The organism is Nocardia arizonensis, from assembly GCF_001310275.1.
Taxonomy (GTDB): domain Bacteria; phylum Actinomycetota; class Actinomycetes; order Mycobacteriales; family Mycobacteriaceae; genus Nocardia; species Nocardia arizonensis.
The window spans coordinates 211,289-234,641 of sequence record NZ_LGYZ01000067.1 but is presented as its reverse complement, the minus strand read 5'-3'; the positions used below and the strand labels follow the sequence as shown (position 1 = coordinate 234,641).

At 69.2% G+C, this 23,353-nt stretch carries 19 protein-coding genes and 1 tRNA gene; 10 read left to right on the top strand and 10 right to left on the bottom strand.

Going from position 1 to position 23,353, the window contains the following annotated elements; all coding sequences use genetic code 11:
- Position 1: 1 nt before the first annotated feature.
- Positions 2-3,460, bottom strand: a complete 3,459-nt coding sequence (locus APZ21_RS13435) for an indolepyruvate ferredoxin oxidoreductase family protein (RefSeq protein WP_054813592.1) — start codon at positions 3,458-3,460, stop codon at positions 2-4.
- A 251-nt stretch (positions 3,461-3,711) separates the two neighbouring features.
- On the opposite strand from APZ21_RS13435, the gene APZ21_RS13430 reads away from it, so the two are divergent.
- From APZ21_RS13430 to APZ21_RS13415, 5 genes are all read left to right on the top strand, one after another.
- Positions 3,712-4,575, top strand: coding sequence for an NAD-dependent protein deacetylase (locus APZ21_RS13430; protein ID WP_054813591.1), 864 nt, complete (start codon positions 3,712-3,714; stop codon positions 4,573-4,575).
- A 210-nt stretch (positions 4,576-4,785) separates the two neighbouring features.
- A complete protein-coding gene (locus tag APZ21_RS33990; protein ID WP_156371050.1) occupies positions 4,786-4,962 on the top strand; it encodes a hypothetical protein in 177 nt (58 codons plus the stop codon).
- 186 nt (positions 4,963-5,148) lie between these two features.
- On the top strand, positions 5,149-5,472 hold the full coding sequence (locus tag APZ21_RS13425) for a hypothetical protein (RefSeq protein WP_054813590.1): 324 nt from the start codon (positions 5,149-5,151) through the stop codon (positions 5,470-5,472).
- Complete coding sequence (locus APZ21_RS13420; protein ID WP_054813589.1) at positions 5,469-6,839, top strand: hypothetical protein; 1,371 nt, start codon at positions 5,469-5,471, stop codon at positions 6,837-6,839. Before APZ21_RS13425 ends, APZ21_RS13420 begins: the two co-directional genes overlap by 4 nt.
- A 400-nt stretch (positions 6,840-7,239) precedes the next feature.
- Positions 7,240-9,354, top strand: a complete 2,115-nt coding sequence (locus tag APZ21_RS13415) for a DUF8176 domain-containing protein (protein WP_156371049.1) — start codon at positions 7,240-7,242, stop codon at positions 9,352-9,354.
- A 118-nt stretch (positions 9,355-9,472) separates the two neighbouring features.
- Here the strand turns inward: APZ21_RS13415 and APZ21_RS13410 are convergent, their stop codons facing one another.
- Together APZ21_RS13410 and APZ21_RS13405 are read right to left on the bottom strand one after the other, a co-directional pair.
- Positions 9,473-10,666: a cation:proton antiporter gene (locus APZ21_RS13410; RefSeq protein WP_204249096.1), complete on the bottom strand. Its 1,194-nt coding sequence runs from the start codon at positions 10,664-10,666 to the stop codon at positions 9,473-9,475.
- A 10-nt stretch (positions 10,667-10,676) separates the two neighbouring features.
- On the bottom strand, positions 10,677-11,159 hold the full coding sequence (locus tag APZ21_RS13405; RefSeq protein WP_054813586.1) for a cation:proton antiporter regulatory subunit: 483 nt from the start codon (positions 11,157-11,159) through the stop codon (positions 10,677-10,679).
- A gap of 129 nt (positions 11,160-11,288) precedes the next feature.
- Between APZ21_RS13405 and APZ21_RS13400 the strand changes: the two genes are divergently transcribed.
- Complete coding sequence (locus APZ21_RS13400; RefSeq protein ID WP_054813585.1) at positions 11,289-12,167, top strand: ABC transporter ATP-binding protein; 879 nt, start codon at positions 11,289-11,291, stop codon at positions 12,165-12,167.
- Complete coding sequence (locus APZ21_RS13395) at positions 12,164-13,351, top strand: ABC transporter permease (RefSeq protein WP_054813584.1); 1,188 nt, start codon at positions 12,164-12,166, stop codon at positions 13,349-13,351. Before APZ21_RS13400 ends, APZ21_RS13395 begins: the two co-directional genes overlap by 4 nt.
- 41 nt (positions 13,352-13,392) lie before the next feature.
- Here the strand turns inward: APZ21_RS13395 and APZ21_RS13390 are convergent, their stop codons facing one another.
- The 3 genes from APZ21_RS13390 to APZ21_RS13380 all read right to left on the bottom strand — a co-directional run bounded on the left by APZ21_RS13390 (position 13,393) and on the right by APZ21_RS13380 (position 17,482).
- Positions 13,393-13,737 carry a hypothetical protein gene (locus APZ21_RS13390; RefSeq protein ID WP_054813583.1) on the bottom strand — a complete coding sequence of 115 codons (345 nt, stop codon included), beginning with the start codon at positions 13,735-13,737 and terminating at the stop codon, positions 13,393-13,395.
- A gap of 42 nt (positions 13,738-13,779) precedes the next feature.
- Positions 13,780-15,312 carry a bifunctional phosphatase PAP2/diacylglycerol kinase family protein gene (locus APZ21_RS13385; protein ID WP_082393072.1) on the bottom strand — a complete coding sequence of 511 codons (1,533 nt, stop codon included), beginning with the start codon at positions 15,310-15,312 and terminating at the stop codon, positions 13,780-13,782.
- Positions 15,313-15,418: 106 nt separating this feature from the next.
- Positions 15,419-17,482 (bottom strand): acyltransferase family protein, encoded by a 2,064-nt coding sequence (locus APZ21_RS13380; protein ID WP_054813582.1) that lies wholly within the window; start codon positions 17,480-17,482, stop codon positions 15,419-15,421.
- A 230-nt stretch (positions 17,483-17,712) separates the two neighbouring features.
- On the opposite strand from APZ21_RS13380, the gene APZ21_RS13375 reads away from it, so the two are divergent.
- Complete coding sequence (locus tag APZ21_RS13375; RefSeq protein ID WP_054813581.1) at positions 17,713-17,940, top strand: hypothetical protein; 228 nt, start codon at positions 17,713-17,715, stop codon at positions 17,938-17,940.
- A gap of 5 nt (positions 17,941-17,945) precedes the next feature.
- Here the strand turns inward: APZ21_RS13375 and APZ21_RS13370 are convergent, their stop codons facing one another.
- Genes APZ21_RS13370 through APZ21_RS13360 form a run of 3 tightly spaced genes read right to left on the bottom strand, consistent with a single transcriptional unit; the run spans position 17,946 to position 20,160 of the window.
- Positions 17,946-18,785, bottom strand: coding sequence for a sterol desaturase family protein (locus tag APZ21_RS13370; RefSeq protein ID WP_054813580.1), 840 nt, complete (start codon positions 18,783-18,785; stop codon positions 17,946-17,948).
- A gap of 4 nt (positions 18,786-18,789) precedes the next feature.
- The gene (locus APZ21_RS13365; protein ID WP_054813579.1) at positions 18,790-19,503 is read right to left on the bottom strand and encodes a FadR/GntR family transcriptional regulator; all 714 of its coding nucleotides are present in this window, start codon (positions 19,501-19,503) and stop codon (positions 18,790-18,792) included.
- Positions 19,504-19,527: 24 nt separating this feature from the next.
- Entirely contained in the window at positions 19,528-20,160 is a 633-nt protein-coding gene (locus APZ21_RS13360) for a sigma-70 family RNA polymerase sigma factor (RefSeq protein WP_054813578.1), read from the bottom strand.
- A 611-nt stretch (positions 20,161-20,771) separates the two neighbouring features.
- Here APZ21_RS13360 and APZ21_RS13350 point away from each other — a divergent pair.
- Positions 20,772-20,996: a hypothetical protein gene (locus APZ21_RS13350; RefSeq protein ID WP_054813576.1), complete on the top strand. Its 225-nt coding sequence runs from the start codon at positions 20,772-20,774 to the stop codon at positions 20,994-20,996.
- A gap of 18 nt (positions 20,997-21,014) precedes the next feature.
- Here the strand turns inward: APZ21_RS13350 and APZ21_RS13345 are convergent.
- Positions 21,015-21,088 (bottom strand) — tRNA-Arg (locus APZ21_RS13345).
- Positions 21,089-21,295: 207 nt separating this feature from the next.
- On the opposite strand from APZ21_RS13345, the gene APZ21_RS13340 reads away from it, so the two are divergent.
- The gene (locus APZ21_RS13340) at positions 21,296-23,335 is read left to right on the top strand and encodes a bifunctional copper resistance protein CopD/cytochrome c oxidase assembly protein (protein WP_054813575.1); all 2,040 of its coding nucleotides are present in this window, start codon (positions 21,296-21,298) and stop codon (positions 23,333-23,335) included.
- The last annotated feature ends 18 nt before the right edge of the window (positions 23,336-23,353 follow it).

Here is a 23,353-nt window from a genome sequence, read left to right as displayed (position 1 = left end):
CTCACACCGGAGGCGCCTCGATGCCGAGGGCGCGCAATCGATCCGAGTAGCGCGCCACGGCCGCGAGTTTCACCTCCTCGTAGCCGCGCACCAGATCGGCCAGCCCCGCCGCCTCGACCGCGCGGTCGTAGTTCGCGGCGTCGAGGTCGTCGGCGAGTGCGGTCACCATCGCGCCGTAGTGGGCGAGCAGCGCGCGTTCGAGCCGCCGCATTCGCGTATACCCGAACGGGTCGAATGCGGTGCCGCGCAACTTCTTCCCCGCGGCGAGCATCCGCAGCCCGAGATGTCCGCGCGGGCCGACGCCGATCTTGTGCCGCATGCCCGACGCGCGCAGCACGGGCGGATGCAGACGGTAGGTGAGCCGGGCGCCGCCGGGCACCTGCTCGGCGACCTCGGCGCGGAACTCGGGATCGGTGAGCCTGCGGGCCACCTCGTATTCGTCCTTGTAGGCGGTGAACTTGTAGAGGCCGAAGGCCACCGCCGCGCTGAACTCGGTGCGGTCGGTGACCCGGCGCTCGGCCCGCCACACGCCTTCGACGGCGCGCACGTAGTCGCGGGCCGTGCGCACACCCTGGAAGCCGATGAGCTCCCGGGCGCGGATCTCCACCCGACGGCGGGTCTCGCCGGTCGCGGTCAGATCGGCGAACAGCTCGGGCGGAACCTCGATCGCGGCCCGGCGGCGAATCGGGCCGGTCGTGGCGGCGGCGAATGCCGCGGGGTGGGCCACGGCGGCGCGACCCCAGCGGAAGGCCGCGACATTGGCCGCCACCGCCACGCCGTTGATCTCGATGGCCTCCTCGATGGCGGCGGCGGGCAGCCGGAGTCCGCCGAGCTGGTACGCCGCGCCGACGAGCAGGAAATTCGCGGCCGTGGTGGCGCCGAACAGCTCATCGGCCGCGGCGAGTGCGTCGAAGGCGTGCCGGGTTCGCGAGACGCCGTCGAGTCGGGCGAGCAGCTCCGCGATATCGGGATAGGCGATACCGCGGTCGTAGACCATATCGCCGGTCGGTGTCGCACCCGTGCAGGCGACCGCGAGGGTGGACGCGGCCGACCCGTAGGCCAGATTGCGCGCCTCGGTGGCCACGAGCAGATCGAAGGCGATCAGGCAGTCCGCCGAACCGGGCGTGAGCCGATTCGCCGGTTCCAGCCGACCCGCGGCGAAGCGCAGATGCGAGATCACCGGACCCGCCTTCTGGCTCAGACCGGTCTGATCCAGACTCGCCACGTCGTATCCCGCCCGCAGCGCCGCGGTGGCCAGCACCTGGTTCACCGTGACGATGCCGGTGCCGCCGATCCCGGCCAGCACGACGTTCTGCGTTCCGACGGGTTCGGTGAGTTCCGGGTCCGGCAGCGCGGGCGGTGTCGGAACGCGCTCGCGGGCCGAATGCCGTTCGGGGAGTTCGACCGTGACGAATGCCGGGCAGTCACCGTCCAGACAGCTGTAGTCGGAATTGCACGACGTCTGGTCGATACGGGTCTTGTCGCCGAATTCGGTGGACACCGGCCGCACCGAAAGGCAGTTGCTCTTGACCCCGCAGTCGCCGCAGCCCTCGCACACCATCTCGTTGACGACCACCCTGGTCCTGCGGGGCGGCAGTGCGCCGCGCTTGCGCCTGCGGCGGGCATCGGCGGCACAGTGCTGGTCGTAGATCAGCACGGTCACGCCGGGGGTTTCGCGCAGCAGCCGCTGCGCCTCGTCGAGGCGGTCGCGATGCCACAGCAGAGTGCCCGGGGCGAGGTCGCGGCGCCGGTAGCGGGACGGGTCGTCGGCGCAGACGACGATGCGCGCGACACCCTCGACGGCGAGTTTGCGGGTCAGCGCGGGCACCCGCAGCGCGCCCTCGGCGTCCTGCGCCCCGGTCATGGCGACGACATCGTTGTAGAGCAGTTTGAAGGTGATGTTCACCCCGGCCGCCACGCATGCCTGCACGGCGAGCTGCCCGGAGTGGAAATACGTTCCGTCGCCGATGTTCTGGAACAGATGCGGCACCCGGGTGAACGGGGCCTGCCCGATCCACTGCGCCCCCTCGCCGCCCATCTGGGTGAGTCCGAGCACCGCGCTGTCGGCGCGCCCCGACATGGTGACCAGGGTGTGGCAGCCGATGCCGCCGCCCGCCAGCGACCCCTCCGGCACCGCGGTGGATCGGTTGTGCGGACAGCCGCTACAGAAGTACGCCTTGCGGGCGGGCAGTACCGACAGCGGAAGCGGTGACGGCAGTGGACGTTTGGTCGGCACGGCGGACCCGAGCGCGCGGCGCAGTCCCGCGGCGACGCGGCCCGCGGTGAGTTCGCCGTCGTGCGGGAACAGCGGCCGACCCTCGGCATCGAATTTGCCGAGAATGCGCGGGGCGGCCTCGGTGCCGTAGAGGATCTCCCGGATCCGGGTCTCCAGGAACGCCGTCTTGTCCTCGACGACGATGACGCGGCGCAATCCGGCAGCGAAATCCCTGATTCGCGCGCCGACAAGCGGGAAGGGCATGCCGATGCGCAGCAGACGGACACCGGCGCGCATCAAAGCCGCGTCGTCGACGCCGAGGTCGAGCAGGGCCTGGCGCACGGCGTCGAAGGTGGTTCCGCTCGCGACGATGCCGATCTCGGCGCCGACCGGGTCGACCTCGACCACGTCCAGATCGTTGCGCAGCCCGTACGCCTCGATCAGCGCGCGGCGCGGACCGTAGAGATCCGCCTCGGCGAGCACACTGTCCGCGGGCGCGGCCATCGGCCGTTGCCGATAGGTGAAAGGCTTTCCTTCCCAGGTGATCTCGGGTATGACGACATCGATGTCGCCGACCGAGCCCGGCACCGTCCACGCGCCGTCGGCGACATCGGCCACGATCTTCAGCGCCACCGGACATCCGCTGAGCCGCGACAGCGCGATGCCGTGCAGTCCGAGCGTGACGATCTCGCGGGCATTGCGCGGGAACAGCACCGGTATGTGCATGGCCGCCAGCGACCGCTCGCTCACCGCGGGCACCGTGGAGGATTTCGAGGCCGGATCGTCGCCGACCAGCAGGAGGACGCCGCCGCGCGGGGACACGCCGTACATGGTGGCGTGGCGCAGCGCGTCGGTGGCGCGGTCGAGGCCGGGGCCCTTGCCGTACCAGACGCCGACCACGCCGTCGTGGGTCGCGGCCTCCGGCGGCAGTTGCGCCTGACTGCCCCACACCGAGGTCGCGGCCAGTTCCTCGTTGAGTCCGGGCACGAAGGCGATGTCGTGTTCGGCCAGCACCTCGGGCATGGCGGCCAGCATCTTGTCCACGCCGCCCAGCGGGCTGCCCTGGTAGCCGGACACGAAGGTGCCGACGCGGCGTCCGGCGCGCAGGTCGCGCACATGCTGTTCCACCAGCAGCCGGGCGATGGCCCCGACGCCGGTCAGTACGACCGGGCCCGAGCCGACCCGGTAGCGGTCGGCCAGGTCATAGGGGGTTCGGATCAGTTCGCGATCGGCGAGCTCGGTCATGCGAATCCACCCATCCGCTCCGCGTCCGGTGGGACGCCTCGCTAGTTGAGCATTATTTTTCGCCATCGTGGACCTGGAGCGCGATATGTGCAACCGATGCGGATCACGCTGTGCAAAGTGTGCGATCGCGGACTCTCGAGGCGGATGTCGGCTGTGCAGTGTGCGAGGTAGATGTGATGTCCACCACCGGCCACGGGTTGCGGGGCGCTCGCCGCGGCGGTCCGGGGGGACGGCCGCCGTAGGCTGGGGACATGGCGCAGTCCGCGGAACCCGACATCGCGCGAATCGTCGCGCTGGTCGAGGGTCGCCGGGTCGCGGTGCTGACCGGTGCGGGCGTGTCCACCGACAGTGGCATACCCGACTACCGCGGTCCCGCCACCCCGCCGCGCACCCCGATGACCTATCGGCAATTCGTCGGGGATCCGGTCTTCCGGCAGCGCTACTGGGCGCGCAACCACGTGGGTTGGCGGCATATGGACGCCGCGCGGCCCAATCCGGGACATCGCGCGCTGGCCCGGCTGGAACGCGCGGGCGTGGTCACCGGGCTCATCACCCAGAACGTCGATCTGCTGCACACCAAGGCCGGGCACCGCCGGGTGCTCGATCTGCACGGCAGCTACGCGAGGGTGCGCTGTCTTGGTTGTCCGGCGCTCATCTCCCGGATGTCGCTGGCCGACCGGCTCGAGGCGGCCAATCCGGGATTCGGCGCGCGGATCGCGGTCACCGGCGTCGAGGTCGCGCCCGACGCCGACGCGATCGTCCACGACACCGCCGATTTCCGCGTGGTGGACTGCGAAAACTGCGGCGGCATGCTCAAACCCGACATCGTCTACTTCGGCGAGAACGTGCCGCGCGAACGGGTCGAGGCGGCCTTCGCGATGGTGGACGCCGCCGAGGTGTTGCTGGTCGCGGGCTCCTCGCTCACCGTCATGTCGGGTCTGCGTTTCGTTCGGCACTGCGCCAAACGGGGCAGGCCGGTCGTCATCGTCAACCGGGGTCGCACCAAGGCCGACGAATTGGTCACCGCGACAGTCGACGCGGGCTGCTCCGACATACTCACCGCACTCGCCGACCACTTCGCACTCGATCGCCGAACGGCCACGTCAGCGCACTGAATCCGGCTTCGTCACGGGTGTCGGGGGCGAGCCGACGGCCGAGTTCCAGTGCGGAACCGGCGGTCGAATTTCCCGTTTTTCGCGTATTCCATACCTTTTCGGTCTGTCGCGAGCGCGCGCTCACGGGCAGACTCGGACGAATCCGGCACTCGAGGCGGATCGGTCTCGATGGCGGGCACTCGGGTGAGTACGTGAAGGGGAGGTGTCGCCGTGAGCCAGTCGAATGCCTACGACGAGTGGGCGATCGAACATCAGGATTGTGACCGTCAGCCGCGCGTCATGGATTTCGCGCGCGCCCCGTTCGTGCTGTCCCAGCATGCCGGACACGGTCCGACCTGCGCGCAGTACCTCGCCGCGCTCGCGCGGGTGTCCTCGGTGCTCGACTGAGTCCGAGGATTTCCGACGCCTCCCACAACTCCGACACCACCGACGCGCCCGAATCGGCGCCGGTCGAGCTGGGAAAACATCGGCGGAGTCGAGGGATCGGAAGCGCGGAAGGGGCACGCCCGGGTACGCTCGCTGTGTCGAATCATGCCGCGACATCGAACTATTGGTTTCCATGAGGGGGAACAAGTGGACGCGCTGAAGCTCGACCCGGCGGCGATGACCGCCTACACCGCGACCGCGGACACCGTGTCGCGGCAGCTGGCCTCGGCGGCCGCCGTCGCCGCCGACGCGGTGCGCGCCGACCGGTTGGCGGCCGACCTCGGATTGGTCGGCGCCGAATTCGCCGCGCGCTTCACCGCCGCCGTCGCCGAACACTCGCAGGCGCTCTCGACGGCCGGTCAGCTCGTCGCCGCCTACGGCGAGGTGCTGCGCGACTACAGCACCCGGGCGCAGGCCGTGGACGCCGACACCGCGGGCGATCTGAGCCGGACAGGGGAGGAATTGGTATGAAAAGGCTTCGCAGGCGCGGGAATACCGAGGACGCCGCCTCCGCAAAGACCCTCGACCCGAATGTCGACCCGCCGATCGTCGCCGCGCTCGTCGAGCCGATCCTGACGTTGCGCGCCTCGCTCGGCACCGGAGCGGGCGCCCCCGACAGCGCCATCACCGACGCGTTGTCGGCCGCCTCGACGCGGGCGGCCGACACCGAGGAACCGCACCGGCGCGGGCTGCACGCCCTGGAGTCGTCGTGGACCTCCAACGCCGCCGATCTCGCGGTGCCGTCGCTGCGCACGACACAGACCGAACTCGGCGAGATCTCCGACCGTGGCCCCGCCTACCTCGAAGTCCTCTCCGACGCGCAGACCACCACCTCGCGCGGTGCGCAGAAGGTCGACCAGATCATCGCCGACTTCCGCCGAGACGCTCGTCGCATCCTCGGCGTGGCCACCGCGTCCCCCGACACCGACGCCGTCATCGAACGCGGCGCGCAGGCCCTGCGCGACGCCATCTCGACGGTCGAGTCCACGCGGTCGGAGATGAACGACCACACCCGTCGCCTGGATGCCATGGGGCCGCTCACCGTGTCCTCGCCCGCCGGCATCGGCACGACCCAGGCCGCCGCGGGCACGGACTATCCGAGCCCCGGCAACGGTACCCAGTACGTCCCCGGCGCCACCGTGCCCGGCGCGGGCACCACCGCGCAGCAACTCGATCCGGTCGTCGCGGCGCAGTTCCAGTTGCAGCAGCAGCTCATCTCCGCGGGCGTGCAGGTCGGCACCGCCGCCATCAGCGCGGGCGTCGACATCGGCACCCACCTCATCGACAAGTTCGTCGAGGTCGGCACGCACGCCATGGACACCGTCGCGGCGTCGGTGGACAAGGTGATCGACAAGGCGATACCGGAACTCATCCACCCCGGCAGCACCACCGGGGACGGAAACACCAGCGGCAGCGGAGCCAAACCCGGTGCCGGGCAATTCGATTTCGGCGGCGGCACGGGGCAGACCGCCGCCCCGAACGGCAACCGCAACGGCAATCCGCCGTCCTCGGCGCAGAGCGATTCGCCCACGATCGATCCCAAACCCGCCCCCATGCCGCAGGTCCCCTTCGCGGGCGCGTCGCCGAACGGGTCAGGCGGCACGGGCGGTTCCGGTGGTTCCGGTGCGGCGGCGGCCCCGCGCGCCGTCGCGCCCGAGCCCGCCCAGCAGCACGGCCCGACGGGCGGGGTCGCGATGCCGCCGCAGATCGGCTCGGGCGATCAGGAGCACAAGTCGCGTGAAGGTCAGCTCGGCGTGACGGTCCCGGCCACGCTCGACCCCGATCCCATGACCGTGCCCGCCGCGGTCATCGGCGATTTCGGCGATGACTTCGTCTGATTCGGAAACCCCCAAGCCGAACAATCCTTTCGACATGGGGTTGCCCATGCTCCGCCAGCCCGCGCGCAAACCCAAACGCCGGCGCGGCGCCCCACGTCGAACCCAGCCGCGCGCACCCGTCGAGTCGACGAATACTCCGCAACCGCCGGTCACCGCGGCTCCGGCCCCGCCCGCGCGGGTGCGAAGGCCGGAGCCCGCGGCGATTGTTCCGCCGCGTACCGAACAGTTCCGGGATTCGCGCGATTCGGCAGTCGACGGTGAAGGTGAAAAGGCCACTGCCGGAAATGGGTTCGAGACCTCAGCTACGGTGGCGTCCGATTCGACGGAGCGGGACGAGCCTTTCGCCGATCCCTCGGGAACCGCTTACGGCGCGCGAGTCGCCGGCCGCGCGGAGGATCCGGTGTCCCCCGATCCAAATGCCGGCGAAGCCGACACCGCGATAGCAGCGGAGCGGACCGATATCGAAGTCGAGGAATCCCCCGATATCGGCTTCACGCTGTTCGAGGAGGAGCGTGAGGCTCCCGCGGTGACGGACATCTCGCCCCCGCCGTCGAACGAGACGCGACCCGGCATCGAGAGTGGCGGTGCCACAGGAGAATCGACTTCGGTAGACAAATGCGCATCCCAGACCTCGACGGCGCCGGGCGACGCCGCCGTCGGGTCGGCGGATCGTCTCGCGGATGACGCGACGCCCGACCGGGTAGGGGCCGATGCCGACGCGGGGGAGCGGGACGTGTCGGTCACCGAAGCGAGCGATCCTTCGGATACGCGATCCGCGACGAGATTGCCCGAGGGCCAGTGCGATGTCCCGGGCGATCAGGACGATTCGGTGCTGCGGGCCGACGACGGCCTGCCGGACTCCGACGACCGCGGGTGGGACGTTCTGCCAGGAGACGAGTCGGGAACGTGGGCTCCGCTGGCCGAATCCAGTAGCGCGTTCGAGGCCGACAGGACCGCACTCCACGCGGGTGGTTTGGGGCCATGGGGAAACGGCGAGGAAATCCCGGACGAGAAGGTCGGCGCATGGGCGCCCACAGGCGGAGCCCCGGTAGCGGACGACGAGCCGGACCCCGATGACGGCGATCACGATCGCGCCGACGAGTGGAGCACATCGGATCGGGAGCGGAGTTCTCTCGACGGCGAGCAGAACTCGTTCGACCTGGATCGGGCAGTATCCGAGCGGGAGTGGGATTCATCCGAGGATGAGCCCGATCCGGCCGATGACGAGCCGGATTCGTTCGGCGGCGAGTCGAGTCCGGCTGGACCGGAGCGCGATTCGGCCGAGGTGGCCGCTGGTCCCACCGGTGATGACCCGGGCGCCGACGAGGGGGAGGGGAGCCGGACCGATGGTGAGTGGGATCCGAGCGATCGGGTTCACGCGGTGAGTGAGCGGGACGGGGAGCCGAATTCGCCCGGTGTCGAGCAGAATTCAGTCGACGGTGTGTGGATTGCGGCCGAAGGCGAGATGGATTCGTTCGATGACCAGCGCGATGCGTCCGAGGCTGAGCCGGATTCGTTCCACGGCGGGTCGAGTTCATTCGAGGATGAGTGGGTGCCGGCCGACGGCGCGCGGAATCGCACCGACGCGGCGTCCGGTGACGACGGCCGGGACACAGACTTCCCGGACACGCGGGAAGCCGCCCCCGCGACTCCACCTGCCGGTCTGTTCCCGTTCGCCGAACCGTCCTTGCCGGATGTGGACGAGCCAACCGAGCGCTCGGGGCATTGGGAGCAGTGGTTGGAACAGGCCCCCCGAATGGAAAAGCTCGTGCCTGAGCGGGTGACGGATCGGCCTCGCCCACTGCCGCGGCGGGTGGAGGAGCAGGAGCCGGGTTCCGATGAGCCGGTGCGGGTTCCGGGCATCGTGGACCGGACCGGTGGGAATCCCGGGTTGGCGCTGCGGCGTCCGCGGCCCGCGGGTGCGACGGAGCAGAGCGGCGGCGGGAACCGCATGATGGGGGTGCTGATCGGGGTCGGCATCGTGGTCGCGGTGGTCGCGGTGGTGATGATCGCGCTCGGCGGTTCCGACGAGCGGAAACGTCCGGCCGCCGCGGCGACCGCGACTCCGGCGCCCGCGCAGGGCGCGACGGCCAAGTCCTCGCCGTCACAGGGGGAGCCCGCGGTCATCGCCACGCCGGGATGTGAGCAGCGGCGCACCCCGGATATCGTCTCGGGCACCGATCCGGGCGGTACCACCGACGGCCCTTCGGCCATTCTGGCGTTCGAACGGGCCTATTACGTGCAGCGTTCGGGTTTCGCGGCGCGTGCGGTGGTCGCGGAGAACTCCGCGGTGCCCGCCGCCGAACAGATCCAGCGCGGCATCAACCAGGTGCCGTTGGGCACGTTGTACTGCGTGGAGATCACCCGCGCGGAGAGCGGCGAGGGTAGCCCGCCGAGCTGGCGGGTGCGCCTGACCCAGCAGGTTCCCGGCGAACAGGCCACGACCTTCACCCAGTTGGTCACCACCGCGACCATCGGCAATCGCACCCTGATCACCTCGATCGCGGCGGGCTGAGGGCTATTCCCTGTCGTGCGCCGACCAGGGTCGGTGCAGTCGCGGTGCGGGTCAACGCAATTCACCGCGAACCGGTCGAGACGAACCGTGTCCGATCGGGCGGCCGGACGCGCGCCGCTCACTCGGGAACCGGCTCCGGCCGGGGTTTGGCCGGACGCTCCAGCAGCGCGCGAGTGATGGGTTCGACCACGCGGGCCGCGATGGGACCGAGGATCGCCATGAGCAGCACGTAGGTGGTGGCGAGTGCGGCGAATTCGGACGGCAGCGCGCCCGCGGTGACGGCAAGACCGGCGATGACGATGGAGAATTCGCCGCGCGCGACGAGCGCGGTGCCGGCTCGGGCCCGTCCGAGCGGACTCGCTCCGGTGCGTTTGGCCGCCCACCAGCCGGTCGCGATCTTGGTGATCGTGGTCACCACCGCGAGCAGCACCGCCCACGCGAGAACCGGCGGAATACCGGCCGGATCGGTGCTCAACCCGAACAGGACGAAGAACATGGCGGCGAACAGGTCGCGCAGCGGTTCCAAGATCTTGGTCGCGTTGTGCGCGGTGGAATCGGAGATCGCGATGCCGAGCAGGAACGCGCCGACGGCCGCGGACACCTGTACCGCGGAGGCGAGTCCGGCCACGAGCAGAGCCGCGCCGAGCAGTTTGAGCAGGAATATCTCCCGGTCGTCGCTCGCGACCACGGCGGAGACGTATCTGCCGTAGCGCAGCGCGACCACGAGGACGACGGTGACCGCGACCATGGCGATGGTGAGTGTGGTGAGTCCGGCGATGAATCCGACGCCCGCGAGTACCGCGGTGAGCGTGGGCAGATAGGCCGCCATCGCCAGATCCTCGAAGACGAGGATGGACAGGATGACAGGTGTCTCCCGGTTGCCGAGTCTGCCGAGGTCGTTGAGGACCTTGGCGACGATGCCGGAGGAGGAGATGTAGGTGACGCCCGCGAGTGCGATGGCGCCGGTGAGTCCGAGTCCGAGCATGAGTGCGACGATGACGCCGGGCGTGGCGTTCAACGCCATGTCGAGCAGCCCGGCGGGCCAGGATCTTCGCATGCCGGTGACGAGTTCCGCGGCGGTGTACTCCAAGCCGAGCAGCAGCAGGAGCAGCACGACGCCGATTTCGCTGGCCAGGTGGATGAATTCGTCGACGGCGTGCAGTTCGACCAAGCCGCCCTCGCCGAAGACGAGTCCGCCGAGGAGGTAGAGCGGAATCGGTGAGAGGCCGATCTTGGCCGCGACACGGCCGAGGACACCGAGGCCGAAGAAGACCGCGCCCAATTGGATCAAAGCCAGGGCGGTTTCGTCCAGCTCCATGCGTTCAGCCGTCGGTGAGTAGCTCGGCGGCGGATGCCAGGCCCGGCGCGGTGCCGACGGCCACCAGCAGATCCCCCGCGGTGAACAGGAACTCGGGTGCGGGAGAACCGTGCACCTGGCCCGCCCGCATCACCGCGACTATGGATACGCTCGTCCTGGTGCGCATTTCGGTATCGCCGAGGGTGCGGCCGTCGTAGGGCGCGCCGGGCAGGATCGGCAGGGTGCGGGTGTGCACGCCTTCGATGTCGCGGTGTTCCTCGCGCAGTTGCGCCACCAGTTGCGGTGCGCCGAGCAGGTTGGCCAGCACTCTGGCCTCGGTCCCGGAGAGGGGGATCTGTACGGTTGTGTCGGGATCGGTGTCCTTGGTGAAGATCAGGTCCATCGTTCCGTCGCGGTGATCGACCACACCGATTCGGCGACGGTCGTTCTGTACCGAAAAGTCCTTGCGGACACCGATACCCGGCAGCGGTGTCACCTCTACGTCCACCCCCACAGCCTAACGCTTAACCGCACATTACCTTTACTTTACCTCACTTTCTACCTGACACAGGGTGAGCGCCCACCTCGAATCGCATCGCCCGTCGGTAGGGTGGGTGCGACGACGAGAGGGGGACCGATGCTGGAGGTCGCGGATCTCACGCGACGGTTCGGGAAACACGTGGCGGTGGACGCGGTGTCGTTCACCGTGGCGCCCGGCACGCTGACCGGATTCGTCGGCGGCAACGGAGCGGGCAAGACCACGACGATGCGCATGATCATGGGCGTGCTCGCCGTGCACGGCGGCGAGATCCGCTGGCGCGGCGGCCCGGTCACCGCGGCGGATAGGCGCTGTTTCGGCTACATGCCCGAGGAGCGCGGACTGTATCCGAAACAGCCGGTGCGCGAACAACTGGTATATCTGGCGCGGTTGCGCGGACTCACCGCCGCCGACGCCCGGCAGCGCGCCGACGAACTGCTTGACCGCTTCGATTTGGCCGATCGCGGCAAGGACAAACTCGAATCGCTGTCGCTCGGCAATCAGCAGCGGGTGCAGATCGCCGCCGCGGTGATCGCCCGGCCGACCCTGCTCGTCCTGGACGAGCCCTTCTCCGGATTGGATCCGGGTGCGGTCGACGCCATGACCGCGCTGCTGCGCGACTACGCCGCACAGGGTGTGCCGGTGCTGTTCTCCTCCCATCAGCTCGACCTGGTCGAGCGACTGTGCGACGACCTGGTGATCCTGGCGGCGGGCCGGGTGGTGGGCGCGGGGTCGGTGGCGCGGTTACGGTCGGGCGGCAGCACCAGATACCGGCTGGTCCTCGACGCGGACGCGAGCTGGCTCACCGCCGAATCCGGCGTGCGGGTCCTCGATATCGACGGCGCCACGGCGCTGCTGGAACTCCACTCGGTGAGCACCGACGATCTACTTCGCGCCGCCCTGTCGCGTGGTTCGGTGCGCGAGTTGGCCGAAGTGCGTCCATCGGTGGCCGACATCTACCGGGAGGTCACCGCGTGAGCGCGCCCGAGCCCGCACCGCACGGCGTGTGGCGGATCGTCGCCCTGCGTGAGATCGCGGTGAAACTGCGCGACCGCAATTTCCTGATCTCGACCCTCGTCACGGTGATCGCGATCATGGCGTCGTTGGTGATCGGCGGATTCGTCTCGGGTCGCACGCAGACCATCGAGGTCGCCGCGGTCGGGTCCGACGCCGAACAGGTGGTCGCCGCCGCCGGACGGCTCGGCGCGGCCGACGACGAGAAGATCACCTTCACCGCGCGTCCGGTCGCAGACGCCGCAGCGGCAGAGCAGCAGGTGCGCGATGGACGGGCCGACGTCGGACTCGTGCCCGTCGAGTCGGGGTGGCGGCTGGTCGGCAAGGATTCCGAGAACGACGATGCCGCAGCCTATCTCGGTGCGGCCGCCCGCCAGATCGCGGTGGAGCGCAACGCCGCCGCCGCGGGGGTGTCGATGCAACAGTTGGGCCGCGGCGGCGGAATCGTCTACGACCTGCTGGAACCGGGCGCCGTCGATCCCGGCCTCGCGACCGCGGTGGCCTTCGTCTTCGCCTTCCTGTTCTATATGGCCTCGTTCCTGTTCGGCATGTCCATCGCGCAGAGCGTGGTCGAGGAGAAGCAGAACCGCATCGTCGAGATACTCGCCAGTGCGATTCCCCTGCGGCAGTTGCTGATCGGCAAGATCGCGGGCAATGCCGTGATGGCGCTGGCGCAGCTCGCGCTGTTCGTCGGCGCGGGGCTGATCGGTTTGGCTGCCACCGGGCGCGGCGATCAGGTCGCCCGCATCGGCGGCGCGGCCGGATGGTTCATCGTCTTCTTCGTCGTGGGATTCCTGGCGTTGGCGAGTCTGTGGGCGGTGGCGGGGTCGCTGGCGACGCGCAGCGAGGATCTCCAGTCCACCGCGACACCGCTGTCGATCGTCATCATCCTGGTGCTGCTCGCGGGGATATTCCTCTCGGGTAGCTGGCGCGTGGCGGCCTCGTATGTGCCCGTGGTCTCGATCGTGGCCATGCCGGGCCGTCTGGCCGACGGCACGGCGCGGTGGTGGGAGCCGCTGGTTTCGCTGCCGCTCACGGCCCTGGCCGCGTACGGTGTCGTGCTGGTCGCGGAGAAGGTCTACCGCCGGTCGCTCATGCAGACCAGCGGGCGGATGACCATGCGGCAGGCGCTCGCGGTGCAGGACTGAGTCACAGGGTGCGAACCGGGCTTCTCGGGTCGCCCGGCTGATCAGTTGGTGGTGACGATCCCGGTGGATATCCGCACCACGACCTGCTGATCGGTGACCTCCCGCACGGACACGTCCATTCCGTCGGCGGGTCTGCTCTCGCCGACCGGAACGAGCACCTGCTGTCCCGCGACCTCGATGGTGACCGTATTACCGTTCACCGCGACCAGTTTGGCGTCGACGCCGAGCACGCTGGCCCGCGCGTCGACCCCGCGGTCGAAGACGATCGTGCATCCGTCGACGTGGCAGTCGGTTCTGCTGCCCGGCCCCTCGACGGTGCACGCGCCCAACCCGAACGGGGCGAGCAGGGCGAAAAGGGATGGGGCGATCAACCGTCGAACAAGCACACGACCCAGTGTAGGGCGGTGGGCGACGAGAATTCCGACAAATCAGGCGCGCGAGCCGCCGGTCCGCGCCGCCCACAGCCGGCTCAGCGGTCGGCGGTGATGCGGGCGCGCGCGATCGGCCCAGCGCGGATTGTCCTCGTCGCGGCGGTAGGCGGTGACCTGTCCGGCCACCGTGAACCGCAACCGGGTCGCCTCGCCGAGCACCTCGCCGTCGGCGGCCACGGCCTGCGGATCGTCCAGGTGCACGATCAGTTCGCGCACCTGCTTCTCGCTGTAGACCTTGCTGCGCCCGATGGCCGCCAGCAGCAGCGCCGCCACCGCCCTGATCCGGGAGAACTTCAGGTCCGCGCGCAACCAGCGCACGTCGAGCAGGCCGTCGTCGATGCGGGCCCGGAATGCCGGAATCGCGCCGCGCGGGTGGTAGACGCCGTTGCCGACGAACACGAACCACACGTCGTGCCATTCCTGATTCAGACGCACCCGGATCGGTTCGGAGCGACGCAGGGTGACCACCAGCGCCGCGACGAACGCGGGCCACTTGCCCCAGCGGTCCTGCCACTTCTCCCGCAGCCGAACGAGATCCGGATACGCGCCGAGACTGGCGGTGTTGATCCAGTGGTGGACGCGGTCTCCGTCGGGGGTGCCGAGTTCGAGTCCGGCGATGTCGACGCCGACGGCCTCGCCCGCGCCGGTGGCGTCCACGATCTCGAGCAGGTCGTATACCCCGAGGTCGCGGGCGAAATGATTGAGGGTGCCGGTGGGAATGACCGCCAGCGGCAGGCCGTGGCGCAGCGCGACGGTGGCCGCGGCCGCGATGGTGCCGTCGCCGCCCGCCGCGCCCACCGCCAGCGGGGGATCGGTGCGCTTGGCCAGCGCCTCGGTCAACTGTTCGACGCAGTCGCGACCGGGTTCGGTGCGCAATACGGTCGCGGCGGGCAGCGCGGCCGCGACGTCGTCGGTCGGATCGTAGCCGGGGGAGCCCGACACCGGATTCACCAGCAGCACCAGCCCCTTTCCCTCGGCCAGGACCGCCACGTCCCGCACGATATGCGCCTCGGCCTCGTCGGATTCGCGCACCGGCCACCATCGGCTCGTCGCCAGGGCGACCCCGCTGCCGACCGCCGCGCCCACCGCGACATCGGTGGCCCAGTGCACCCCGGTGTGCACCCGTGAGTAGGCGACGGTCGCCGCCAGCGGCGCCACCACCAGCCCCGTGCGAGGACTTTCCAGGGCCACCGCCGTGGCGAAGGCCGCCGCCGCGGCGCTGTGCCCGGACGGGAAGGAGGACGAGGTCGGCACATTGACCAGCCTCCGTTGCACCGGGAGCAGTTCCGCGGCCGGACGCCGCCGCGCGACCAGCGACTTCAGTATCACGTTGACCACGAAACTGGCCCCGCCGACCGACACCATCCCGCGCAGCGCGGCCCGCCGCGTCGCGCCAGGGCGGGTGGCCAGCGCCGCGGCGACGACGCCCCACAGCAGTCCGTAGTCGGCGGTGTGGGTCAGCCGCAGCATGCCCGCGTCGACCGCGGTGACCGGAATGCCCGCCACCGCACCGCTGATCGCTTTGTCCACATGACCCACCCGGCGAAAGTTCCGGCGCAATCGCACAATCACTCGATCGACATTACCCACCGCGGGCCGGTGCATTCGTCGCGCGAACGAAGTCGTCGAATCGCGTTCACCACCACTGGGTCAGCGCGCCGACTCGCGTGCCGAGTTCGGACGCGAGCGACCGGGCGTAGCTGGCGGTGAGGTGGTGTTCGTCGCGGTAGATGAGGATATTGCCCTCGACCACGCGGCAGCGGTCCGGTCGGCAGATGGCGTCGGACATGTCGAAGGGAAAGACATTGGGGTAGGCCGAGGCGAGATCCTCGGCCGGATTGCGCGGGTCGAGCGCGGTGCCGCGTTCGACACCGCAACTGAAGGCCGTACCGCGGTGGGCCAGACAGTCCGCCGCTCGGTAGAGCACGCCGCCACGGCGCAGGCGCGGGGTGTCTCGGATGGCGAGCACTCGAAGGCCGCGGTCCGACAGCGCCGACCACACGTCGAGGTATTCCGGCGGCACCTCGTCGCCGTCGGCGTGCATGCGGTTGCGGGTGGCCGTGGTGAACACCCAGTCGGGGCGGGTCTCGGCGAGCCGGCCCAATACTTCCTCGGTCCATTCCCGGCATTCCGGGAACGGGTACTCGGCGTAGGAGGGCTGATCCGACAGCGTCAGCGGACAGCCTTCCTTCAGATAGGTGACGATGCGGAAGTGATGTTCGAGGGCGAGCGGTTCGAAGGCGGGCAGCCAGTGCTCCGAATGCGATCCGCCGACCACCGCTATGGCCCGCTCGGCCTGTGCGTCACCGTAGGTACACACCCTGACCTCGCGATCGGGCGTGATGCAGCCGTCGTAGGTGGGAGCGGGGGCGTCGGCCGCCGCTTCGAACACCGTCGGCCGCATGGCCGCCTGACGCTGTTCGATCCCGTCGTCGAGCAGGGTCGCGGCACCGGGATAGCTGGTGGTGTCCAATGCCTGCGGCGGATGGGCGGGATTGGCCCGCAACAACATCTGCCAGCCCGCCGCGCCGACGAATACGGCCGCGGCGGTCGCGACCACGACGAGTCCGACCGCGCGTCGGTACCGCGGCGACCCGGCGGGGCTGTGTTCGCCGCGCAGTCGCAGGGGTGATTCCACCAGTCGCCGGGTGAGTACGGCGAGCGCCAGCGCCGTGCCGACGATCAGGACACCGCCGCTGATTCCGGGGGCGACCGCGCCGTTCTCGGCCAGATAGAAGATGAGCAGCGGCCAGTGCCACAGGTACAGCGCATAGGCCAGACCGCCCAGTTCGGTACACACCCGTCCGGCCAGTATTCGATTCGGCCACGGTGCCCGCCCCGACCCCGTGCCCGCGAGGATGAGCGCCACGGCGGCCGAGACCGGGAACAGCGCGGCCGGGCCGGGAAAGCGGTTGGCCCCGTCGATCAGCAGCCCGCACGAGAGCACCGCGCCCAGCCCGAATATCGCGAGCGCGGTGCGCACGAGCCCGGGCAGCCGAATCCGGGCGATGAGCACCGCCACCGCCGCGCCCACCGCCAACTCCCAGGCGCGCGCCCCGCTGTCGTAGTAGTTCCACGCCTGATAGCGGTCCGATCCGGCGGCGGCGTACCAGAACGACAGTCCGCCCAGCACCGCGATGACCACCAGCAGACTCGCCCGGCGCACGGTCGGCGCCAGTCCGCGACTCACGAACGCCCACACCGCGACCAGCGCGAGCATGGCCAGGTAGAACTGACCTTGGATGGCCATCGACCACAGGTGTTGCATCGGACTCACCGACGGGTCGGCGGCGGCGTAGGTGAGTTCGGCGTTCGCCAGATACCAGTTCTGGTAGCACAGCGCCGAGGCGAGGGTCTGCGCGGAGATGTCGCCCCACTGGGTATAGGGACGGGTCACCACCGTGCCGACCATCACCGCGGCCAGCACCACGAACAGGGCGGGCAGCAATCGGCGCGTCGTGCGGCGCAGGGTCCGGCCGATCGGCACCCCGCCGGTCGCCTCCACCCGCCGCAGCAGCATGGCGGTGAAGAAGAATCCTGACAGCGTGAGGAAGACATCGACGCCGCCGGAGACCCGGCCCATCCAGATGTGGAACCCCACGACCAGTGCGATCGCTATGCCGCGCAGGCCGTCGAGGTCGTCGCGACGGGTCGCGTCGGATTGCCGCGCGACCGTCGAAGGCGATGTCTGTGCGAACACCCGTGACTCCCGCCGTTAGCACCCGACTCGCGGTTCGAACCGGATGTGCCGACCAGATTTCTCAGCGAACTTCCGCAACCATGCCCCAATGAGCGCATATCAGGCAAACCGAAGGTGTACCCCCGGGGTACGTGAGGTTGCCGTCGAACGGCGGATCACCCGCCGCGGGTGATGCCCATCCTCGCACGGTGACCCACGATGAACGCGCAACCGCACCGACGGGAGTGGATATGACCGAGACGAAGAAGCGCTCCGTGCTGGCGCGGATCTCCCCGACCCGATGGCTGGCGCTCGGTCTTACCGTGCTGGCGGTGGTGTTCGTCCTCGAGAATCGCGCGCAGGTCTCGATCGAGATCCTGCTGATCAACATCACCGCCCCGATGTGGCTGATCCTGCTGACGATGTTCCTGATCGGCTGGGCCGTCGGCTTGCTCACCCGCAGGCGGGCGCGCGGCTGAGCCGGTCAGCGGGCGGCCCCGTCGAGCGGGGTCCAGCCGGGTCCGCGCAGTAGATGACCAGCGCGCACCCGCCAGGTCGGCGCGGCCCGCAGATCCGCCCAGATCGCGCCGAACTCGTGGGTGGCGACCCGGAGCGGGTTGTAGGTGGCGATGTTCTTCGTCAGTCCGTAGCGCACGGGTTCGGTCTCGGGGCGGAAGGTGCCGAACAGCCGATCCCAGATGATCAGGATGCCGCCGTAGTTGGTGTCGAGATACCGCTCGTTGGCCCCGTGGTGCACGCGGTGGTGTGCGGGCGTGTTGAACACGAATTCGATGGGCCGCCAGAGCTTTCCGACCCGCTCGGTGTGGATGAAGAACTGGTACACCAGGCTGACCGACTGTTGCAGCAGGATCATCCACGGCGGGAAGCCGACCAGGGCCAATGGCAGCCAGTAGGGCAGCGAACTGAACGGCGTCCACGGTTGTCGCAGCGCGGTGGACAGGTTGTAGAACTCGCTCGAATGGTGCACGACATGGCTGGCCCACAGCACCCGCACGGTGTGATGGGTGCGGTGATACCAGTAGTAGGCGATCTCGTCGGCGAAGAAGAGCGCGACCCAGGTCAGCGGATTGCCGGTCGGCAGATGCAGCGGGGTGATCAGGTAAGCGCCCGCGTACACCGCGACCACCACCAGTTTCCAGCCGAGGTTGACCACCACGCTGCCCAGTCCCATGAGCACGCTCGTGCGCGCGTCGCGGAACTGGTAGCCGCGTTGGTCCTCGTCGGGGCGCAAGCGGAAGGACACGGCCTCCAGCGCCAGGCAGAGCACGAATACGGGGATGGCGTGGGCGATCAGGTCGAACATGTCGTCACGATCTCGCTTCTGCCTGTGCCTCGACCAGGCCGCTCAGCAGCGCGTATGCCAGTTCGTAGGCGGTGTCGGCCGCGCCGTCGGCGATGGCGCTCGCCAGCCGTCGGTGCGCGTCCGGGTCGACGTACTCCTTGCCGAGCCCCAGCTCGGCGACGCGCCGCATGCCGATCCCCACATAGCCCGCGACCAGGGTGTTGAGCCCGAGCCGGTAGGCGAGGTTGCCCGAGCCGTCGAGGATGGCCACCCAGAACGCGATATCGCCCGCGACGACGGTGTCGAAGTCCTCGGTGGCGTCCGGGTAGTCCCGCGCCGCGGCCGAGACCGCCGCGCGCTGTGCGTCGTCGGCGTGCCGCGCGCACAGCCGCGCGGCGTCGGCGGCGATGGAGCGCCGCATGACCGCGATGTCGTGCAGGATTCGCTGTGCGGGTACCGCGCCCGATCGGGCCAGCGCGGACAGGATGTCCAGCCCCGCGCTGGTACGCCATTCCAGTACCCGGGTCCTGCCGCCCTGGCTGACCCGTACGAGTCCGCTCTGTTGCAGTCGCTTGACCGCTTCGCGCACCGCGTGCCGGTTCACCTGGAAGGTCTCGGCCAGTTCCCGTTCACCGGGCAGCGTCTGTTCCGGTGCGATCCGCCCGGTCAGGATGGCGTCGACGAGCTGGCCGAAGACGACATCGGAGACGGCGGTTCGACCGACCGCGGTGAATTCCATGCGGTCAGTGTGCGACCCTGGAGGTCAATTGGTCAACTGGTTGGACCAGTCGAGGTCGCCGCGTAGTCGGTACTCCAGATGTTTGAGGCCGCAGCGGATGCGGCTCTTGACCGTCGGCAACGGTATGCCCAGCAGCTCGGCCACCTCGCGATAGGTGCGGTCGCCGTAGAAGGCGAGCGCGATCGACTCACGTTCGAGCGCGGTCAGCCTGCGCAGATGATCGCGCACCGACTGGTGGTCGAAACGGGTGTCGACCTGTTCGGTGACCATGTCGTGCCCCGGCTGGAAATCGGCGGTCCCGTACGCGGAGTCCCGGTCGGAGCTGGCCTGTTCGGCCCGGACCAGATCCACCGCGCGCCGGTGGGTGAGCATCATCAGCCAGGTCATCGGGGCCGACTGGTTGCCGTCGTAGCGGTCGGCATTGCTCCATGCCTGGAGGAACACCTCCTGGGTGATCTCCTCGGCCATCGTCGGGCTTCGCGCGATGCGGACCGCGAGACCGAATACCCGTCGATTGGTGGCGCGATAGAACTCGGTGAAGGCGATCCGGTCTCCGGCCGCGGTGGCGGTGAGCAGTTCGCCCAGGTGACGCCGGCGCGGAGTCTCGAAATCGGTTGTGACCTCGCTGGCGTCAATTCGCTGAATGGTAACTGTCATCGTTGGCTCCACATCGCAAAATCTGACGGGTTCGCTGTTCAGTGCACCGCGCCGGTCCGATCGAGCGAGATCAGCGCAATCGGGTGGTCGCCAAAAGCCAGTTCAACTCATGTGTGGCCGAAATCAACACACCGCGTCGGCGCGTCATGGCCCGCTCGGCAGTGCGGCGCACTGCCCACCATTGGGCGATGCTGAAAATTTGCTACAGCCGCGACATCGCACTGTAGGTGTATTCGTTTCGCCTCGGGTGAGAATCGGCCCAGATTGGGAATTTTGCCGCGATCCACCAGTCCGAAATCCGACTTCCGGTATGAAACACGGTCCGACCGGGAAACTGGCGTGGTCGCCGACGTCGGCCTCTCGCTGCTTCGGCAGTCGGCGCGCGCGAGCGTCTTTCCGGACGGGAGTGTTCCGCCCGGTGACTCGGGTATCCGGGCGGCTCGGCGTTGCGGACATTGCCCTCGGGTGACGTTGTGGCCGAGGGTGTTCGGTGCGGGGGTGGCCTTCGACGATGCGTCCGTCCGCTCGCATGGCGGGAGCGCCCGCCCGGCGACATCGACACCCGCCGCGGCGAACCGTGCCGTCGGCAGATCCGGTCACGGGACCGATCGATGAAACTGGAAGCCGAGGAGCCGTCGGCACCGAACCACTCCCTGATTGAATCGTTGCCGATTGGGTACACAACCGTGAAGCAGTGGCCCGATCACCTCGTTCGAACTACGTTCGAAGCGTTGCGACTGGAGGTTCGGTACGACAAAACCCGGCACCGCGTGACCTACCGCGTCACCGGCACAACGCGACACGACACCGCCACGCCGTTCAACGCGCGACGGTGATGCTGCCATGTTCGGATGCGCCCCCGGCAGGAATCGAACCTGCGACCTAGGGATTAGAAGGCCCTTGCTCTATCCAACTGAGCTACGGAGGCAACGCGTTCCACCTTGGCCGACAACGGCCATGCTGTCCAGCACGGGCAAGTATAGCGACCGTCCAGGTAGTTAGGTTCTATGCGTCAGCAACGTTTCGGTACCTCGGTTGGAGTGGGGCGGGCCGACCGTGACGGTCGGCTGATAGACACAGTAGCGCCGCGAGGCCGAACGGGCCACGCCATATCGCGGCAACTACGCTGGGTCGTATGTCGTCGCAGGACCCGCCCGCCGAAACCGTCGCATCTGATGCGGCCCGGCCGGGTCCCGCGGGTAGTCACGCCGCGCTGACGGCCCTCGCCGGGGCGATCGCCGCGGTGGTAGCGGCCCTGGTGGTCGGATTGTCGGCGGCGCAGGCGCTGAGTCTGCTCGGGATTCCCGATCCGGGTCCGCTCACCACCTACGGTCTGCCCGCGCTGCGGGCACTCGCCGATCTGTCCGCGGCCCTGACCGTCGGCGCGTTGCTTTTCGCGGCCTTCCTGGTGCCGCCGCAGCGGAGTGGACTCCTCGACGTCGGCGGCTACCGCGCGGTGCGGCGCGCGTCGTATTTCGCCCTGACCTGGGCGTGTTGCGCGGCAGTTCTGGTACCGCTGACGATATCGGACACGACCGGGCAGCCGGTCGGTCAGATCTGGCGACCCGAGCGGTTATGGCGGGCGATCGGCCAGGTCGAACTCGCCGAGGCGTGGCGGACCACCGTGGTCTTCGCGCTGATCGTCGCGATCGGATGTCGTCTCGCCCTGCGCTGGCGCTGGACGCCGGTGCTCTTCGGCGCGTCGATCATCACCATGATGCCGCTGGCGCTCACCGGACATTCCTCCGCGGGCGGCTCCCACGACATCGCCACCAACAGCCTCATCCTGCATCTGGTCGCGGCCGCGGTCTGGGTGGGCGGACTGTTCGCGCTGCTGGCCTACGCGATCCGCGGCGGCGCGCACACCGGACTCGCCGCCCGGCGGTTCTCGTTCACCGCGACCGTCGCCTTCGCGGTCATCGGCGTCAGCGGCGTGATCAACTCCTGGGTGCGTGTGCCCCTCGACGATCTGTTCGTCACGACCTACGGCCGGCTGGTCCTGGCGAAGGCCGCCGCGCTGATCGTGCTCGGCGTCATCGGTTATCTCCAGCGCCGCGCGGCACTACCCGCCCTGGCCGCCGACCCGCGCGACCGCGGCGCGCTCATTCGCTTCGGCGGGGTCGAGGCACTCGTCTTCGCCGCGACCATGGGCCTCGCGGTCGGCCTCGGGCGCACCCCGCCGCCCGCGCCGCGCTCGGTGCCGACACCCGCCGCGGTCGAACTCGGATACGACCTCGCCGGACCACCGACGGCGGCTCGCCTGCTGTTCGACTGGCGTTTCGATCTGATCTTCGGCACCCTTGCCATCGTCGCCGCGGCACTCTACCTGCTCGGGGTGTGGCGGCTGCGCGCCCGCGGCGATGCCTGGCCGCTCGGTCGCACTCTGGCCTGGCTCTCAGGATGCGCGGTACTGCTGCTGGCGACATCCTCCGGGATCGGTCGGTACTCGCCCGCGGTATTCAGCGTGCACATGGGCCAGCACATGGCGCTGTCCATGCTCGCGCCGATCCTGTTCGCCCTCGGCGGCGCGGTGACCCTGGCACTGCGCGCACTGCCACCCGCCGGACGCGGCGCGGCGCCCGGACCTCGCGAATGGATACTGGCCGCGGTGCACAATCCAGTCTCGCGCTTCCTGACCCATCCGCTGGTCGCGTCGATCATCTTCGTCGGCGGGTTCTACGCGCTGTACATGGGCGGCATCTACGACTCGTTCGTGGATTCGCACGCCGCGCACCTGCTGATGAACATCCACTTCCTGCTCAGCGGATACCTCTTCTACTGGGTGGTCATCGGCATCGACCCGAAACCGCGCCCGGTGCAGCCGCTCACCAAACTGGCGATGGTCTTCGGCTCGCTGCCCTTCCACGCATTCTTCGGCATCGCGTTGATGAGCATGACGACCGTGATGGGCGGTTGGTTCTTCCGTGGACTCGGACTCGGCTGGAACTCCGATCTGCTCGGGGATCAGCGCACCGGGGGCAGCTTCGCCTGGGCAAGCGGCGAGGTGCCCTTGGTCGTGGTGATGCTCGCTTTACTCATCCAGTGGTCTCGCAGCGACGCCCGGCTGGCCAAGCGCACCGATCGCGCCGCCGACCGCGACAATGACGCCGACCTCGCCGCGCACAACGCCATGTTCGCCGAACTGGCGAAACGAGATCGCGAGGTGCGCAAGTGAATTGCGGGCAAACCGCAA